Source organism: Craterilacuibacter sinensis (assembly GCF_009831765.1).
In the GTDB taxonomy this organism is placed as follows: domain Bacteria; phylum Pseudomonadota; class Gammaproteobacteria; order Burkholderiales; family Chromobacteriaceae; genus Craterilacuibacter; species Craterilacuibacter sinensis.
The window spans coordinates 214,121-229,519 of the sequence record NZ_WSSB01000003.1 but is presented as its reverse complement, the minus strand read 5'-3'; the positions used below and the strand labels follow the sequence as shown (position 1 = coordinate 229,519).

General features: G+C 60.6%; 15 protein-coding genes. All 15 read right to left on the bottom strand.

What is annotated here, in order from left to right; all coding sequences use genetic code 11:
- Window positions 1–64 precede the first annotated feature (64 nt).
- The 15 genes from flgJ to leuD all read right to left on the bottom strand — a co-directional run bounded on the left by flgJ (window position 65) and on the right by leuD (window position 15,391).
- A complete protein-coding gene (gene flgJ / locus GQF02_RS04980) occupies window positions 65–721 on the bottom strand; it encodes a flagellar assembly peptidoglycan hydrolase FlgJ (RefSeq protein ID WP_160795298.1) in 657 nt (218 codons plus the stop codon).
- Between the two features lie 157 nt (window positions 722–878).
- Window positions 879–1,448, bottom strand: a complete 570-nt coding sequence (locus GQF02_RS04975) for a glucosaminidase domain-containing protein (protein ID WP_160795296.1) — start codon at window positions 1,446–1,448, stop codon at window positions 879–881.
- Window positions 1,445–2,086, bottom strand: a complete 642-nt coding sequence (locus GQF02_RS04970) for a hypothetical protein (protein ID WP_160795294.1) — start codon at window positions 2,084–2,086, stop codon at window positions 1,445–1,447. The genes GQF02_RS04975 and GQF02_RS04970 overlap by 4 nt, the downstream gene beginning before the upstream one ends.
- Before the next feature lie 79 nt (window positions 2,087–2,165).
- Window positions 2,166–3,035: an acetyl-CoA carboxylase, carboxyltransferase subunit beta gene (accD, locus tag GQF02_RS04965; RefSeq protein ID WP_160795292.1), complete on the bottom strand. Its 870-nt coding sequence runs from the start codon at window positions 3,033–3,035 to the stop codon at window positions 2,166–2,168.
- Window positions 3,036–3,089: 54 nt separating this feature from the next.
- Window positions 3,090–3,878 (bottom strand): tryptophan synthase subunit alpha, encoded by a 789-nt coding sequence (gene trpA / locus GQF02_RS04960; protein WP_160795290.1) that lies wholly within the window; start codon window positions 3,876–3,878, stop codon window positions 3,090–3,092.
- Between the two features lie 11 nt (window positions 3,879–3,889).
- Window positions 3,890–5,089 carry a tryptophan synthase subunit beta gene (gene trpB, locus GQF02_RS04955; protein WP_160795288.1) on the bottom strand — a complete coding sequence of 400 codons (1,200 nt, stop codon included), beginning with the start codon at window positions 5,087–5,089 and terminating at the stop codon, window positions 3,890–3,892.
- Window positions 5,076–5,699, bottom strand: a complete 624-nt coding sequence (locus GQF02_RS04950; protein ID WP_160795286.1) for a phosphoribosylanthranilate isomerase — start codon at window positions 5,697–5,699, stop codon at window positions 5,076–5,078. The genes trpB and GQF02_RS04950 overlap by 14 nt, the downstream gene beginning before the upstream one ends.
- A 13-nt stretch (window positions 5,700–5,712) precedes the next feature.
- Window positions 5,713–6,501, bottom strand: coding sequence for a tRNA pseudouridine(38-40) synthase TruA (truA, locus tag GQF02_RS04945; RefSeq protein WP_160795284.1), 789 nt, complete (start codon window positions 6,499–6,501; stop codon window positions 5,713–5,715).
- On the bottom strand, window positions 6,498–7,136 hold the full coding sequence (locus tag GQF02_RS04940; RefSeq protein WP_160795282.1) for a hypothetical protein: 639 nt from the start codon (window positions 7,134–7,136) through the stop codon (window positions 6,498–6,500). Before GQF02_RS04940 ends, truA begins: the two co-directional genes overlap by 4 nt.
- Window positions 7,123–8,838 carry a FimV/HubP-related protein gene (locus GQF02_RS04935; RefSeq protein ID WP_160795280.1) on the bottom strand — a complete coding sequence of 572 codons (1,716 nt, stop codon included), beginning with the start codon at window positions 8,836–8,838 and terminating at the stop codon, window positions 7,123–7,125. Before GQF02_RS04935 ends, GQF02_RS04940 begins: the two co-directional genes overlap by 14 nt.
- Window positions 8,835–11,180 (bottom strand): FimV/HubP family polar landmark protein, encoded by a 2,346-nt coding sequence (locus GQF02_RS04930; RefSeq protein WP_160795278.1) that lies wholly within the window; start codon window positions 11,178–11,180, stop codon window positions 8,835–8,837. The genes GQF02_RS04935 and GQF02_RS04930 overlap by 4 nt, the downstream gene beginning before the upstream one ends.
- A gap of 164 nt (window positions 11,181–11,344) precedes the next feature.
- On the bottom strand, window positions 11,345–12,358 hold the full coding sequence (locus tag GQF02_RS04925; RefSeq protein ID WP_160795276.1) for an aspartate-semialdehyde dehydrogenase: 1,014 nt from the start codon (window positions 12,356–12,358) through the stop codon (window positions 11,345–11,347).
- A 76-nt stretch (window positions 12,359–12,434) separates the two neighbouring features.
- A complete protein-coding gene (gene asd / locus GQF02_RS04920; protein ID WP_124735293.1) occupies window positions 12,435–13,547 on the bottom strand; it encodes an aspartate-semialdehyde dehydrogenase in 1,113 nt (370 codons plus the stop codon).
- Window positions 13,548–13,659: 112 nt separating this feature from the next.
- Window positions 13,660–14,730 (bottom strand): 3-isopropylmalate dehydrogenase, encoded by a 1,071-nt coding sequence (gene leuB, locus GQF02_RS04915; RefSeq protein WP_160795379.1) that lies wholly within the window; start codon window positions 14,728–14,730, stop codon window positions 13,660–13,662.
- Between the two features lie 22 nt (window positions 14,731–14,752).
- The gene (gene leuD, locus GQF02_RS04910; protein ID WP_160795274.1) at window positions 14,753–15,391 is read right to left on the bottom strand and encodes a 3-isopropylmalate dehydratase small subunit; all 639 of its coding nucleotides are present in this window, start codon (window positions 15,389–15,391) and stop codon (window positions 14,753–14,755) included.
- Between the last annotated feature and the right edge of the window lie 8 nt (window positions 15,392–15,399).

Genomic DNA, 15,399 nt, shown 5'->3' with positions numbered 1-15,399 from the left:
CACCACGCAGCAACGCCAGCCCAGAGGCTGGCGTTTTGCATCATGTCAGACAGTGTGTTCCAGTTTATGCGCTCATGCGGTCACTGACCCGGCGCACTTTTTTGGTCACACTGGCAAACTTGCTGACATAGCGCGGATCGGTGGCATAGCCGCCTTTGTGTAAAGCCTGAGCAAAACCCTTGGCGTTGTCGCCCTGCCCCAGCGCCTTGGCGTAACGCTGGTTCTTGGCGAGCAAGGACGCGTAGTCCTCGAATGCAGCCTGAAATGACGGGTAAGCGCGGAAGGTTTCGGTTTTCTTGACTTTGCGCCCACCCAGATACTCGGTGGTACGGATCTTGACCGTATCGCCGGTCCACGAGTCATACGCTTTCAGGCTGAACAGATTGTAGCTGTCGCGGCCATCGGCAAAACGGATAGGTTTTTTGCCCCAACCACTTTCCAGACCAGCATGTGCGATGATAATCGCCGGGTCCACCCCGAGCGCTTGTGCCGCATCTTCAGCGTGCGGCAGCATGGTATAGGTAAACGCACCAATGGGGTCCGAAGGCACGGCAGCTGGCTTGGGCTGTGCTACGGCAACACTGGCAACGGGCGCACTGGCGGTAAAACGTGGCTGTAACTGGCCACTGGCGGACTTTTCAGCCTGAGGCTGACTGACTGCGCTGCCACAGGCAGCGAGGAATAAGACGACGAACGGGAAAAGAAGAATGTGCTTGCGCAAACTGACTCCTGTCAAACCCAAACAGCCGGGTGAACTAAAGGGAGCGCATACTACCTCACAATTACCGCTTAATGCAACACCTCAGATATACGGCAAGACATTGATTCACATAGACATTCCATGACATAGTTTCAGCAGACACCAAGCTGGCGCCCCATCAGACGCCCGATTCAGCCTCCGGCAGCACCTGGCGCAAAACGCCGGTCACCCTGATCAATTTGTCTACATAAGCCGGGTCGGTTGCATAAGCGCCTTGCTTCAAGGCACAGGCAAAGGCCCGCTCATCCGTCCCCGTTCCCCGCACGGCCTCATAACGCGGCAAACCACCAAGCAAGGATGCATAGTCGGCAAATGCGGCACCAAACGAAGGATAGGCACGGAAACGTTCGACACGCTTAAGCTTGCGTCCCCGTATGAATTCGGTCGTTAAAATGGACACTGTCTCGCCCTGCCACGACGGTGTCGCTTTCAGGCTAAAGAGATTATGGCTATCGCTGCCATCAGGATGGCGGATAGGCCGCTGCCCCCAGCCACTTTCCAGCGCAGCATGCGCAACAATCACTTCTGGCGCCACACCCAACTGGCGGGCAGCGGGTGTCGCATGGGGCAACATGGTCTGGGCAAACTGCTGCACGGGAACCAGTCTGGCCGGCACAGTCGGCGGGCTATGACTGCTGCAGGCCGACAAAAATGCTGCAACGGCAAAAACCAGCCAGTGGGCTTTCATAGCCTGGCTTCCGTCTCGCTGCTAAACGTACGCGGTGCAGAGCACCAAGTGATAACGGCAAAGCATAGCGCAAGCGCCATACCGAGTTCGCCGAACTCTTCCAGCGGTAAAAACCACGACTGCCAGGCGAAATAGCCGGACCCGAACAGCTTGTGCCAGTTATCAAATACCTGGGCAAATGCGCCATAGGCAAAAGCCAGCGCCAGCCACCACGCGGCGGCATCGCCATGAAAAAAAGCCCGCAACAAGGCCGGCACTGCGCGCAGCAATAGCAAAACCGTACACAGCGTCGCGCCCAGCACCAGCAAGGCCACGATTTTCAGGGGCCAGACAACGGCGGGGTCCAGATAATAGGCAAGCTCCGTGCCCTTGCCGCCGAGCAAGGCACTACGCAAACCCGCCTCGCGCACGGCCAGATGCAGCAGGGCAAAAGCGGCAGGCCACCCTGTACCCCACGAGATGGGGCGTGCCCATAGCAAATAACCGGCCGCCAGCAGGTACAGCAAAGCCGACAATGCCTCAACCGGACCATGCTCTTGCAAGATCCAGTTGGCCTGGCTGGAGTCCAGCCTTGTCAGCACAAAGACACTGAAGAACAACACCACGGTCAAAACACAGACACGAAACATAAATGACAAAGACAAAACTCATGACCACATAAAAACAAAACCGCCAGGCTTTGCAGCCTGGCGGCGGGAAGTACAAATCAACAAAGACTCAGACGAGCGCAGGCTCACGCAGCAGCAAGGTAGCCAGATCCGCCACACGCTGCTTAAGTTCGCGCCGGTCGACAATCATGTCGACCGCGCCTTTTTCCAGCAGGAACTCGGCACGCTGAAAGCCTTCGGGCAGGGTTTCGCGCACGGTCTGCTCGATCACGCGCGGGCCGGCGAAGCCGATCAGGGCATTGGGTTCGGCAATCACCACATCGCCCAAAAAGGCAAATGAAGCCGATACCCCACCCATGGTCGGGTCGGTCAGAATGGAAATAAACGGCAGTTTCGCCTGCGTCAGCAAGTCCAGTGCGGCACTGGTCTTGGCCATCTGCATCAGCGAATTCAGCCCCTCCTGCATGCGTGCGCCACCGGATGCGGCCACACAGACAAAGGGCGTACGCGCCTCGACTGCAGCCTGCACGCCACGCACGAAACGCTCGCCGACCACCGAGCCCATCGAGCCGCCGATAAAGCGGAACTCGAAAGCCGCCACGACAACCGGTACGGTCAGCATGCTGCCCTGCATCACCACCAGCGCATCATCCTCGCCGGTAGCCGCACGCGAGGCGGCCAGACGGTCGGGATATTTCTTGCTGTCCTTGAACTTGAGGATATCTATCGGTTTGACTTCGGCGCCGATTTCGCGCCGCCCCTCTTCATCCAGCAGGATGTTCAGGCGCGCACGTGCATCCAGTGCATTATGGTGGTTGCACTTGGGGCAGACCTGCAGATTGCTCTCCAGATCGGTGTAATACAGTACAGCTTCACAGGCAGGGCATTTGCTCCACAAGCCTTCCGGAACGGAAGAAGTCTTGTCGGAGCGGCTTTCCCGCTTGATCTTCGGTGGCAAGAGCTTATTGAGCCAGCTCATCGAGATTCCTTACAGTCTGGCCAGGCATCCTTGCGGACCCCGGGAACGGGTGTACTAACGGATGGCAGCCTTGAGGGAGGCCACCAGACGGGTCAACTGCTCTTTGGCAGTCTGTTCTGTTGCCGCCTCGATTTCCTGCACCAAACGACTACCTACGATAATGGCATCGGCAGCTGCCGACAGCGCACGGGCAGTCTCGGCATCGCGGATGCCGAACCCCACCCCGATAGGCAGACGGATATGGTGTCTGAGGGCGGCAATTTTACCTGCTACAGCGTCAATGTCCAGATGACCTGCACCCGTGACCCCATTCAGCGACACATAATAGACATAGCCGGAGGCATGAGCGGCGATTTCCGCCACGCGCGCATCCGTCGTCGTTGGCGCTATCAGGAATACAGGATCCAGTGCCGACGCTTTCAGCGCCGCCGACAATTCTCCCGCTTCTTGCGGCGGACAATCCACCGTCAATACGCCATCGACCCCCGCCTCGGCAGCGGCACGGGCAAACTCGGCGTAGCCCATGGAGAAGACCGGATTAAGGTAGCCCATCAGCACGACCGGGGTATCGGCATTGTGCTGGCGGAATTCGGCCACCATCGCCAGTACATCCTTCAGCCCCACCCCATGCGCCAGCGCGCGCTCGGAGGCCTTCTGGATCACCGGACCATCGGCCATCGGGTCGGAAAACGGCACGCCCAGTTCGATGATATCGGCACCGCCGTCCACCAGACCGTGCATCAATTCGACGGTCAGGCCGGGACTCGGATCGCCGGCGGTAATAAACGGAATCAGCGCCTTGGCGCCAGAGAGCCTGGCAAAACATGCAGCAATACGCGACATGGACTTCCCCTTTACAGCGTCATGCCGACTAGGCCGGCCACAGTATTGATATCCTTGTCGCCACGACCGGACAGGTTGACCAGGATCACCTGATCCTTGTCCATGTCTGGCGCAGCCTTGGCCGCCCAGGCCAGCGCATGGCTGGACTCAAGCGCCGGAATGATGCCTTCCAGATGGCAGCAATCATGAAAGGCCGCCAAAGCCTCGTCATCGGTAATGGCGGTATACTCGGCACGGCCGATATCTTTCAAGTAGCTGTGTTCAGGGCCGACCCCCGGGTAATCCAGACCGGCCGACACCGAATGGGTTTCGATGATCTGGCCGTTAGCATCCTGCATCAGGTAGCTTTTGAAACCGTGCAATACACCGACACGGCCGGCCGACAAAGGTGCGGCATGGCGACCGGTTTCAACCCCGTCACCACCGGCTTCGACGCCGACCAGACGTACGCCTTCGAGCGGAATATACGGGTAGAACATGCCGATAGCATTGGAGCCGCCGCCAACACAGGCAACCACCACATCCGGCTGGCGCCCGATGGCCTCGGGCATCTGCACCTTGGCTTCATTGCCGATCACCGACACAAAGTCGCGCACCAGCATAGGGTAAGGATGCGGGCCGGCGGCAGTACCCAGAATGTAGAAGGTCGAATCGACATTGGTCACCCAGTCGCGCATCGCCTCGTTCAGCGCATCTTTCAGCGTTTTCGAGCCGGACTCTACCGGCACCACGGTCGCGCCCAGCAGCTTCATGCGGAACACATTGGAGGCCTGGCGCTTGATGTCCTCGGCGCCCATATACACCACGCACTCCATGCCGTAGCGCGCCGCCACCGTCGCGGTGGCCACACCATGCTGGCCGGCACCGGTTTCGGCGATCACCCGCTTCTTGCCCATGCGCCGCGCGAGCAGCGCCTGGCCGATGGCATTATTGATCTTGTGCGCACCGGTGTGATTCAAGTCTTCACGCTTGAGCCAGATCTGCGCACCACCGAGCGCCTCCGACCAGCGCCGCGCATGATAGACCGGGCTTGGGCGGCCGACATAATGCGCCAGCTCGTAGTGGTACTCCTCCCAGAATGCCGGGTCGGCCTTGGCACGCGCGTACTCGGTCTGCAATTCGTCCAGCGCAGCCATCAGTGTTTCTGCCACATACACGCCCCCGTGCAGGCCGAAGTGGCCTGCCGCATCGGGCAGATCATAATGATCCATGTCTTGCTCCTGAAATGAAGGCTGCCATACGGGCAGCGTCCTTGATTCCTTTTGCGCTCTCGACCCCACTGGAGACATCCACCGCAGCCGGATGCACCTGGCGCAGCGCCGCCGCAATATTGTGTTCATCCAGCCCGCCGGACAGAATCAGCGGCAGCGGCAAATCCTCGGCCAGCAAACTCCAGTCAAAGGTCTGGCCGGTGCCGCCATGCACGCCCTCGACAAAGGCATCGGTCAGCAGTCCACGTGCGCCGGCATAGCGTTTGGCCATGGCGGCAAGGTCGGTGCCGGCCTGCACCCGTACCGCCTTAAGGTAGGGACGATGGAAACTGGCACAAAACTCCGGGCTTTCGTCGCCATGAAACTGCAGCACATCCAGCGCACACTCGGCCAGTACCGTGTCGACCCACTCGCGCGTGGCATCGACAAACAGGCCGACCACACTGACAAAAGGCGGCAGCGCGGCAATAATGGCCGCGGCACGGGCAATCGACACATTGCGCGGGCTTTTCGGGTAGAACACCAGACCGATCGCGTCCACGCCCAGACGGGCTGCTTCCACACCGTCTTCCACGCGGGTAATGCCGCAAATTTTCACGCGTACCGCCATAGCTGAAATCCCCTTAGCGCCACAAAGCCAGCCGTGCCGGATCCGGCACGCTGGGCAGACAAAAATGTTCGGGATAACCGACCCCGGTCAGGTACAGCCCGTCGGGCATGAAGGTCGGCGGTGCCTTGGTGCGATCCGCCGCCTGCAACAGGGCGCTCATACCGTCGGCGTCCAGACTGCCTTTACCGACATACACCAGCGCGCCGACGATATTGCGCACCATATGGTGCAAAAAGGCATCCGCCTTGAAATCGAAACGAATCAGGCCGTCGCTGGCACTGATATCCAGCACTTGCAAATCCTTGACCGGCGTCTTGGCCTGACACTCGGCGGCGCGGAAGCTGGAAAAATCATGCCGGCCGATCAAGCGCAGTGCCGCTTCCCGCATCGCCTCCACATCCAGCGCACCGTAATACCAGCCTACCTTGCCTGCCGTCAGGCTGGGACGCACCGGATGCGACAGCAGAAAATAACTGTAGCTGCGCGAAAACGCCGAAAACCGCGCGTGAAACACCTCGTCCACTTCGCGTGACCACACAACCGCCACTTCAGGCGGCAGGTGTGCATTCACGCCGCGCACCCACGCGTTCAGCGGGCGCTGCGCCCGGGTCTCGAAATGCACCACCTGCATCGCCGCGTGCACACCGGCATCGGTTCTGCCGGCGGCAATGGTGGTAATCGGCTCACCGGCGATTATGCTTAGCGCGGCGTTCAATTTGTCCTGTACGGTATTGCCATGCGGCTGGGTCTGCCAGCCGGCAAAGGCACGGCCATCGTATTCGAGGCCCAGCGCCACTCTCATGCCCAAACTTTCATTAACAATCCTGTTATCAGCCATGCAGCCAGCACAAAAACATATTCGCGCTTACGCCAGCGGCAAAGTCTCAACTCTACCTGATCGGGGCCAACCGCTGCTACGCCCTGCTGCAACAAGCGGCGCATTTCCTGCAATAAAGTGCGAAATGGCAGGCTGATCAGGCGCTCGGCATGGTAAAGCGTCAGCCAGAGACGCAAAGCCAGGGTTTTGGCCGGCAAACCCAGACGCGCCAGCGGCGCACAAAGCTGGTACAGCGCGGCGAGCATGGCCTCACGCCCGGCAGACAACCACAAGGCGCGCACCAGCCATACGGCAACCAGCAGCCGCATCGCATGCACTGCACCGGCTTGCAAGCCTTGCCAGGTCGGTGCCCACAGACTGTCAAAGACAGCGTCCCCCGGCAGCGTCCAGCCCATCAGCAGCAAAAGCGACAGCAAGAGATAACGCATACGCTTGAAAACGGATAGCAGCAGCGCAGGATGCCGCCAGAGCAGGCCTGCCGCCAGCACGGCCGTCAAACCGCTCAGCCATAAGGGCGGCATCACCGCCAGCAGCAAAACCAGAGCAAGCCAGGCACACAACCAGGCACCCGGCGCTAAAAACCACTCAGTCCGCTGCACGTACATCCCGAGCCAGATCTGCAGCCCCGTCACGCTCCCCCATTTCGGCAAACAGGCGCGCCAAAGCCAGCTCGGCCGAATCGGTCTGTGCGACCTGTTCAGGAGCAGCCACATCAGGCTCGGCCATGCGGTACAAGGCATTTTCAGGATCCAGCCCCTGTCCCATGCGCACAACGGCGGCCCACTCCTCGCCCTGACCCGCGCTATCGGCCAGCACTTGGTGCGCCAGCGCAGCAAAAGCGACACGTTCACCATTTAACGCCAGTTGCTGCAGCTGCTGCAGCCGCTCATCAGGCTCCGACTCCGGCGCAGCGGCAATATCCGGCTCTGGCTCTTCAGGGCGACGCGGCGCAGCCTGCACCGCCGTCTGCACGCGCCCGCCCAGCCTTGCACGATTACGGCGCGCCAATTGCCAGGCAAGCAGGCTCATCACGGCAATGCCGCCTGTGCCGCCGGCAAGCCAGCGGGCCAGCTCCTCGTCCAGCGACGCATCCTCCACGGCGCCGCTGCCCTCAGGCAAAGACAGCGCAGACAGACGCACGACCTCCTTTTCCAGCGCAGCCAGACGCGCCTGCGCCTGTTGCAGCTGTACAAGCTTGTGCTCGGCCAACACCTTGTCCGCCGCGACTTGCGCCTCGATGTCCGCCGTCACAGCCACGGGCTCAGCTGCGGGTGCGGGTGCGGGTGCGGGTGGAGCAAGCTTAGCTGCGACAGTCGGTGAAGGCGCCGCTGCGCGCGCGCTGATGTCAGGCAGGCGCAATAACGCCCCTGCCCGCAAACGGTTTGCATCGCCCGCCACAAAGGCCTGCGCATTGGCTGCCAGCAGCGCGCGTACCGCCTTGTCCGGCGAGCGCGCCGGATAAAAGCGTCGCGCCAGCGCAAAAGCGCTGTCCCCGGCAACTACGCGATAATGCAAAGGCCGGGCAGCGGCAGTCGCCGGCAAGACAGAATAACGGCGACCGGCCTTCGCCCCTTCAAATACGGCATCCAGCTCGAACGACAGCGCATGACGCCCCATAGGGTGCGGGCTTGTCAGCAACAGAAAATGCTGTGCATCCTCCCGCTCCACTTCAAGGCGAACCCCGTTCAATACGGTACGCGCCGCAGCATCAAGCCCGCGCACGCTGAAAACCGCCTGCGTACGCGCCTTGTCGCTGGCCAAAGCACCCAGCAACTCGATTTTCAGCGCCAGCGCCTGCGCAGGTTTTGACAAGCGGAACAAACGCCCTAGCGCCGGATCGGATGGGGTGTCGATAAAAGGCAGGGAGGGGCTGGACAGATCGGCATCTGCCGGCTGCGGCCGTGCCGGCAGGTTGTAGCCATGAAGCCGGTATTCGCGCACCCAGCGCCCGCCCGGCCAGACATATTCGATGGCAAAACGCAGTACATCAGTACCCGCCAGAGCCGGCCCGGCCAGCTGCACCACTGGCCGGCCATTAGCATCGCTGTTGATCTCAAAGCGCAAGAGCGACGCATTAACGCTATAAGGCTGCAACAGCGGATAGTCATGGCGGGCGGCTAGCCGCACCGCACCGCCCTCTGCGCCCTCAGGCAGATCCAGCGCGACTTCTGCCTGCAAGGGTTCGCCCTGGGCGGATAAAGGCTTAAGCGCGCCCATTCCGGCCTGAGCCAGCGGTGCCGCCAAAACACCCAATGCCAGCGGCAGAGCCAGTGCCAGCTCAGAAAACGCCAAACGGCTCATAGTGTCGCCAGCAGTTTCCCGGCTTCGTCACGCAACGCACCTTCGGTTTCGCCAAGCAGTTCCAGCAACACTTCGCGCGCGCCCTCCTTGTCCCCCATATCGAGATAGACACGGGCAAGGTCAAGCTTGGTGGAAAGCGGGTCATCCGACACACTCATGCCCTCGGTCGACACCGGCGCAAATTCGGCTTCAAGGTCAGCCGTCAGCGCATCAAACGCCGTATCCCCTCGTGCGTCTGCAGCGGGGGCGGCCTGATCGAACTCGAACAGGCTGTCAAAATCGTCCGCAGCAGCCGCAGCAAGCGGTGCCGGCGCAGGTGTCGGCTCGGACGCTGGCATCCCCATCTGGAAATCAAAGTCCAGCAAATTGCCATTATCGGCATGATCAGCCGGCTGTTCCGCCTCAGCCTCGCTGACAGCCTTTACCGCTGGTGCCGGTGTGCCCAGGCCGCCCAGCATGGCATCCATATCGAAGTCCAGCATATTGCTGTCGTGCGTGACGACCGGCTCCGGTTCGACGGCGGGTGGTTCATCTCCAAACAGCGCTGCGCGCAGCGGATCATCCGCATCATGGTCAGCCATTGATGGGGCTGCAAGCGGCACCACGGGGGTGGCTGCCGGTGCAGGCATGGCAAAGTCAACATCCGCTGCCATTTTCTGCAAGGGCTGGACATCAGCCACACCAGACAGCTCGGCATCCAGGTCAATCGGCCCCGCCGCCATGGCAGGTGCGCCACCCAGCGCCTCTACGCTGGACGACTCATCTGCATACAGGCTGTTTTGCGGATCCAGCGCCAAGCCCAATGCTGCGGCCTTGGCCCACAAGACACCCCGGCCATCCTGCGCCAGCTTGAGTTCACGGGCATGGTGCTCAAACGTATCCTTGTCAGCACGCGAGGCGTAAATCTCGAGCAATTTAAGCCTGACCTCATGCCGGGTCGGATCTTTTTGCAAGGCATCCAGCAGAATGTCTTCGGCCTGCTGGTCACGACCATAAGCCAGATACACTTCAGCCTCGGCCACCGGATCCACCTCGCCCGCATCAATCGAACCCATGCCGGAACGGGTAAAATCGGTCAGGAAGGAGTTGCCGCCCGCGCCTTCGGTCTGCTGGGTACGCATCAAAGCGCCATGCTGCAAGGCGCTGGCCGCGCCCAGCGGCCTTCCTGCCAAGGCGGCATCGACACGCCCTGACTCGCGACGCTTGCGCACCCATGTCACGCCAAGCAAAGCCAGCGCCAAAGCCGCTAGCCCGCCACCGATCAAAGGCAGCTGGGCAAACACGCCATCCAGCAGCGACGTCGTGTCTTCGTCCGGATTATTCAACTGAGTGGTGGCTGGGGCAGCCTGCATGGCTTTCAAGCGCGCCTCAAGCTGGACTATTTTCTCTTGCGTCTGGGCCAGCGTGCGATCGCGTGCTTCAAGCTCCTGCTCCAGCACCGACAAGCGCGCATCCGCCTCAGGACCGCCAGACTCTGGCGCACTTAGCTTAACAGTCGGATTCGATACCGGCGCTTGCACCTCGGTCAGCGGCTTGGCCGGCGCAGAGGTGGCTGCATCCGGAACGGACTTAAGCTTAGGTGCCGGGGTTGGTATTGGTGCCGGGGCCGGTGTCACTGCCGCGACCTTGGCTGGCGGGATGCTGGCAGGCACCTCAGATGCGACCGCCCCGCCCGCTAACAAGCGCGACGCTTCCAGCGGATTGATCGCCCGGATACGGGCCGCCCCCGGAATGGCCAGACGCGCGCCAGCCATCATCCGTTCAGGATTACCGGCAATAAACGCGTGCGGGTTGGCTTTGAAGATCGCAGCCATGGCCTGATTCAAACTGGCATCGGCTGGACGCGCGTTGCGTGCCAGCGACATCAGCGTCTGACCCGGTGCCACCTCTACCATACCCGCCTGCACGGGCTTGGCATGCGCCGCGCGTGGAGAAGTCTTGGCAAGCAGTGGCAGATCCTGCTCCAGCACGGGCTGACGCAAAGGATAATCGGCCGGATCCAGTAAAACAGTGTATTCACGCAGACTGCGACCGGCAGGACTACGCGCTTCGATCACAAAGCGCAGATACGGATCATGAATGGCTTGCGAAGATATCACCCGGATATAGGGTTTACCGCCCTGATTGACCACGGCAAAGCGCAAAGAACCCAACACGGGCGCATAGTCGATATTCAAATCACGAAAGGCATCGGGACTGGCCAGGCTGACTCGCAGCTTATCGGCATCCTGGGCATCCGCACCACTTAAGGCAATATTGGCGCGCAGGCTCTCGCCCAGACTGGAGCGGACCTGAATCCCGCCAAGACCCGCCCAAGCCGATGAAGCAAAGACTAAAGACACCAGTACTACGCTTAGTTTTTTTGTATTACGCCTGGTCACAATCTGCCTTCCGGTCATTTAGTTTGGGTGCTTACGTTCAGGCACGACTTCCCCTTACCTTGCCTGTCCGCCCCGATAAAATCAAACAGCATGCATATTTGTTAAATATAACCCGAATCAATCGCTCAGGCCAAATACCCCTTGGCGAGCATAGACTCGGCCAATTTGACAATATTCAATGCCGCACCTGAGCGCACATTGTCGGCAGCCAGCCAGAACTGCACCCGCGCGCCCTCTACCCGCAAGCGGCTAACCCAGATCAGATCATTGCCGGTGGCTTCCATCGGTGTCAGATACGGACCAAAACTGTCGCTTTCTGTCACCACACGCAAGCCGGCCTGCTCCAGTTGCAATGCAACTTCATCACGATTCAGGGGCTGTTCCGTTGCCAGAGCCACCGACCAGCCATGACCGAAGAACACCGGCACCCGTACACAAGTCGCCTCGACTTCCAGATCTGGCAGCGCCAGCACGCGACGCAACTCATGCTGTACCGAGCGCTCTTCCTCGCTGACACCTGCCGTATCTACATCGCCGATTTGCGGCAGCACATTAAACGCGATGCGCTTGGCGAACACATTGACTTCGGTCTCGCGCTGGGCAAACAGCGATGTTGTCTGGGTCGCCAGCTCTTCCATCGCAGCCTGACCGCTACCGGAGACCGACTGGTAAGTCGATACCGTCACCCGCGACAAACCCTTGGCTGCAAAAACAGCCAGCGCCTGCGCCAGTGGCGTCACCGTGCAGTTGGGCACGGCAACCAGACCGGTTTCGCCGGCATCCAGCAACAGATTGTCGTTAATACCCGACACCACCAGCGGCACGCCTTCGTCAGTGCGAAAAGCAGCGCTAAAGTCGAGCACCACACAGCCTGCCGTACGCGCATCCGGCACATAGCGGCGCGCCACTTCGCTACCCGCGACAAAAATGGCCAGCTGCACGTTTTCAAAGGCGAAATCCGCCAGCTGATGTACTTCCAGCTCACGGTTACCGAAGGCGGCCACATCGCCCTCATAATCTTCGCCATCCACGGCATATACGCGCTGGGCAGGAAAACGGCGCTGGGCCAGCAATTCAAGAACGGCTTCGCCGATCAGGTTTTTGGCGCCGATTACGGCCACATTGATGGATTGTTGCATTTTCTGTCTTCCAAAAAGACAAAAGACGCCGCAGCGCCTTTTGTGGATAAATAGCGTTGACCGCCATTCTACCGTTTTATCGTTCGATCAGGATACGCAGCATGCGACGCAAAGGTTCGGCCGCGCCCCACAGCAACTGGTCACCCACGGTAAAGGCCGACAGATAATCGCCACCCATCGCCATCTTGCGCAGACGGCCAACCGGCGTCACCAGCGTGCCGGTAACGGCCGCCGGCGTCAGATCCTTCATCGACGCTTCGCGTGTGTTCGGCACCACCTTGGCCCATGGATTGGCAGCAGCCAGCATGTCCTCGATCTCGGAGAGCGGAATATCGTTCTTGAGCTTGATGGTCAGCGCCTGGCTGTGGCAGCGCATTGCGCCGATACGCACGCACAGGCCATCCACCGGCACAGGGTTCGCGCTGCGGCCGAGGATCTTGTTGGTCTCGACCCCGCCCTTCCATTCTTCCTTGGACTGGCCGTTACCGAGATCCTTGTCGATCCACGGGATCAGGCTGCCAGCCAGCGGCACGCCGAAGTTCTGGCACGGAAATTCTTCCGAACGCAAAAAGTCGGACACCTTGCGGTCGATATCGAGAATCGCCGAAGCCGGATTGGCCAGCAGATCACGCACTTCGGCATTGACCGCACCCATGCCCGAGAGCAGCTCGCGCATATTCTGCGCGCCGGCACCGGAGGCCGCCTGATAGGTCATCGAGCTGACCCACTCGACCTGATCGTTCTGGAACAGACCGCCCAGCGCCATCAGCATCAGCGACACCGTGCAGTTGCCGCCAACGTAGTCCTTCACGCCGCGCGTGAGCGCATCGTCGATTACCTTGCGGTTGACCGGGTCGAGGATGATCACCGCGTCGTCGGCCATGCGCAGCGTCGAGGCGGCATCAATCCAGTAGCCCTTCCAGCCGGCCGCACGCAGTTGCGGATAGACTTCGCTGGTATAGTCGCCGCCCTGACAGGTGACGATCACGTCCATAGCCTTGAGCTCGGCTATGTTTTTCGCGTCTTTCAGTGCCGGTACATCACGGCCGATGTCGGGGCCTTTGCCGCCGACATTGCTGGTGGTAAAGAACACCGGCTCGGTAATCACGGCAAAGTCGTTCTCTTCGCGCATGCGCTGCATCAGCACCGAACCCACCATCCCGCGCCAACCTACAAAACCTGCTCTCATCGTCGTTCTCTCTCTCAATGAATTCTTGTATCGTGCCCGTGGGTGACGGCTGCTGCGTCACCCGCCAGCGTAGGGTGGGTTAGGCCGAAGGCCGTAACCCACCACGAGGTGATCACAGCGCCGCGATCACCGCGTCGCCCATGGCCGAGCAGCTCACCTTCTCGCAACCGGCCTCATAAATGTCGGCGGTGCGCAAGCCCTGGGCCAGCACCTTCTTCACCGCGCTCTCGACACGCACGGCTTCGGCTTCCGCCCCCAGACTGTAACGCAGCATCATCGCCACTGACAAAATGGTCGCCAGCGGGTTGGCCAGATTTTGCCCGGCAATGTCCGGCGCCGAGCCGTGCGATGGCTCGTACAGACCCTTGTTGTTTTCATCCAGCGAAGCCGAAGGCAGCATGCCGATCGAACCGGTCAGCATCGACGCCTCGTCCGACAGGATATCGCCGAAGATATTGCCGGTCACCATCACATCAAACTGCTTGGGACGGCGCACCAGCTGCATCGCGGCATTGTCGACATACATATGCGTGAGCTCCACTTCCGGATACTCGCGCGCCACGTCGATCATGATCTCTTTCCAGAACTCGGTGGTCTCCAGCACATTGGCCTTGTCGACCGAGCACAGCTTCTTGCCGCGCTTCATCGCAGTGGCAAACGCCACATGCGCGATACGGCGGATCTCGCTCTCGCTGTAGCGCATGGTGTTATACGCTTCGCGCTCGCCCAGTTCGTTGACCGCGATACCGCGCGGCTGGCCGAAATAGATGTCGCCGGTCAGCTCGCGGATAATCATGATATCCAGCCCCGCCACTACTTCGGGCTTGAGCGTGGACGCGTTGGCAAGCTCGGGGTAAAGAATCGCCGGACGCAGATTGGCGAACAGGTTCAGATCCTTGCGGATCGCCAGCAGGCCGCGCTCGGGGCGCAGCGGACGATCAAGGTTGTCGTACTGCGGGCCGCCAACTGCGCCAAGCAAAATGGCATCGGCTTCGCGCGCCAGGTTCTGCGTCAGCGACGGATAGGGCGAGCCGAATGCGTCAACTGCCGCGCCGCCCAAGGGCGCAAACTCCCAATCGATGGCCAGACCATCGGCCTTGAGTACTTCCAGCACGCGCATCGCCTGCGCGATGATCTCGGGGCCGATGCCGTCACCCGGCAATACTGCGATTTTCTTCATGATTTCTCTCTTGTCTTGTTATTTTTCAGGCGAACAGCCACGGCTGCGATGCACGGCGCTTCGTTTCATAAGCGCGGATCTCGTCGGCGTGCTGCAAGGTCAGGCCGATTTCGTCCAGCCCGCCCAGCAGGCAATGCTTGCGGTGCTCGGTGATGTCGAACGTGAAGGCGGTACCGTCCGGCGTAGTGACCGTCTGCGCCGGCAAGTCGATATTCAGGCTGTAGCCTTCGTTCGCCTCGCACTCGGCAAACAGCCTATCCACCACATCGGCAGCGAGCACGATAGGCAACAGGCCGTTCTTGTAGCAGTTATTGAAAAAGATATCGGCGAACGACGGCGCAATCACCACGCGGAAGCCCTGGTCTTCCAGCGCCCATGGCGCATGTTCGCGGCTGGAGCCGCAACCGAAATTCTCGCGTGCCAGCAGCACTTCGGCACCGGCATAGCGCGGGGAATTAAGCACAAAATCGGGGTTCAGCGGGCGCACGCTATTGTCCATGCCCGGCTCGCCATGATCGAGGTAGCGCCATTCATCGAACAGGTTGGGGCCGAAACCGGCGCGCTTGATCGACTTGAGAAACTGCTTGGGAATGATGGCGTCGGTGTCGACGTTGGCCCTATCCAGCGGGCACACCAGCGCGTTCAGGCTATTAAATGCTTTCATTTCGTATC

Bases quoted from the DNA above. Each gene is read 5' to 3' on its own strand.
- GQF02_RS04975 (WP_160795296.1), bottom strand. From the start codon at position 1,448: ATGAAAGCCCACTGGCTGGTTTTTGCCGTTGCAGCATTTTTGTCGGCC.
- accD (WP_160795292.1), bottom strand. From the start codon at position 3,035: ATGAGCTGGCTCAATAAGCTCTTGCCACCGAAGATCAAGCGGGAAAGC.
- trpA (WP_160795290.1), bottom strand. From the start codon at position 3,878: ATGTCGCGTATTGCTGCATGTTTTGCCAGGCTCTCTGGCGCCAAGGCG.
- trpB (WP_160795288.1), bottom strand. From the start codon at position 5,089: ATGGATCATTATGATCTGCCCGATGCGGCAGGCCACTTCGGCCTGCAC.
- GQF02_RS04950 (WP_160795286.1), bottom strand. From the start codon at position 5,699: ATGGCGGTACGCGTGAAAATTTGCGGCATTACCCGCGTGGAAGACGGT.
- truA (WP_160795284.1), bottom strand. From the start codon at position 6,501: ATGAGAGTGGCGCTGGGCCTCGAATACGATGGCCGTGCCTTTGCCGGC.
- GQF02_RS04935 (WP_160795280.1), bottom strand. From the start codon at position 8,838: ATGAGCCGTTTGGCGTTTTCTGAGCTGGCACTGGCTCTGCCGCTGGCA.
- GQF02_RS04925 (WP_160795276.1), bottom strand. From the start codon at position 12,358: ATGCAACAATCCATCAATGTGGCCGTAATCGGCGCCAAAAACCTGATC.
- asd (WP_124735293.1), bottom strand. From the start codon at position 13,547: ATGAGAGCAGGTTTTGTAGGTTGGCGCGGGATGGTGGGTTCGGTGCTG.
- leuD (WP_160795274.1), bottom strand. From the start codon at position 15,391: ATGAAAGCATTTAATAGCCTGAACGCGCTGGTGTGCCCGCTGGATAGG.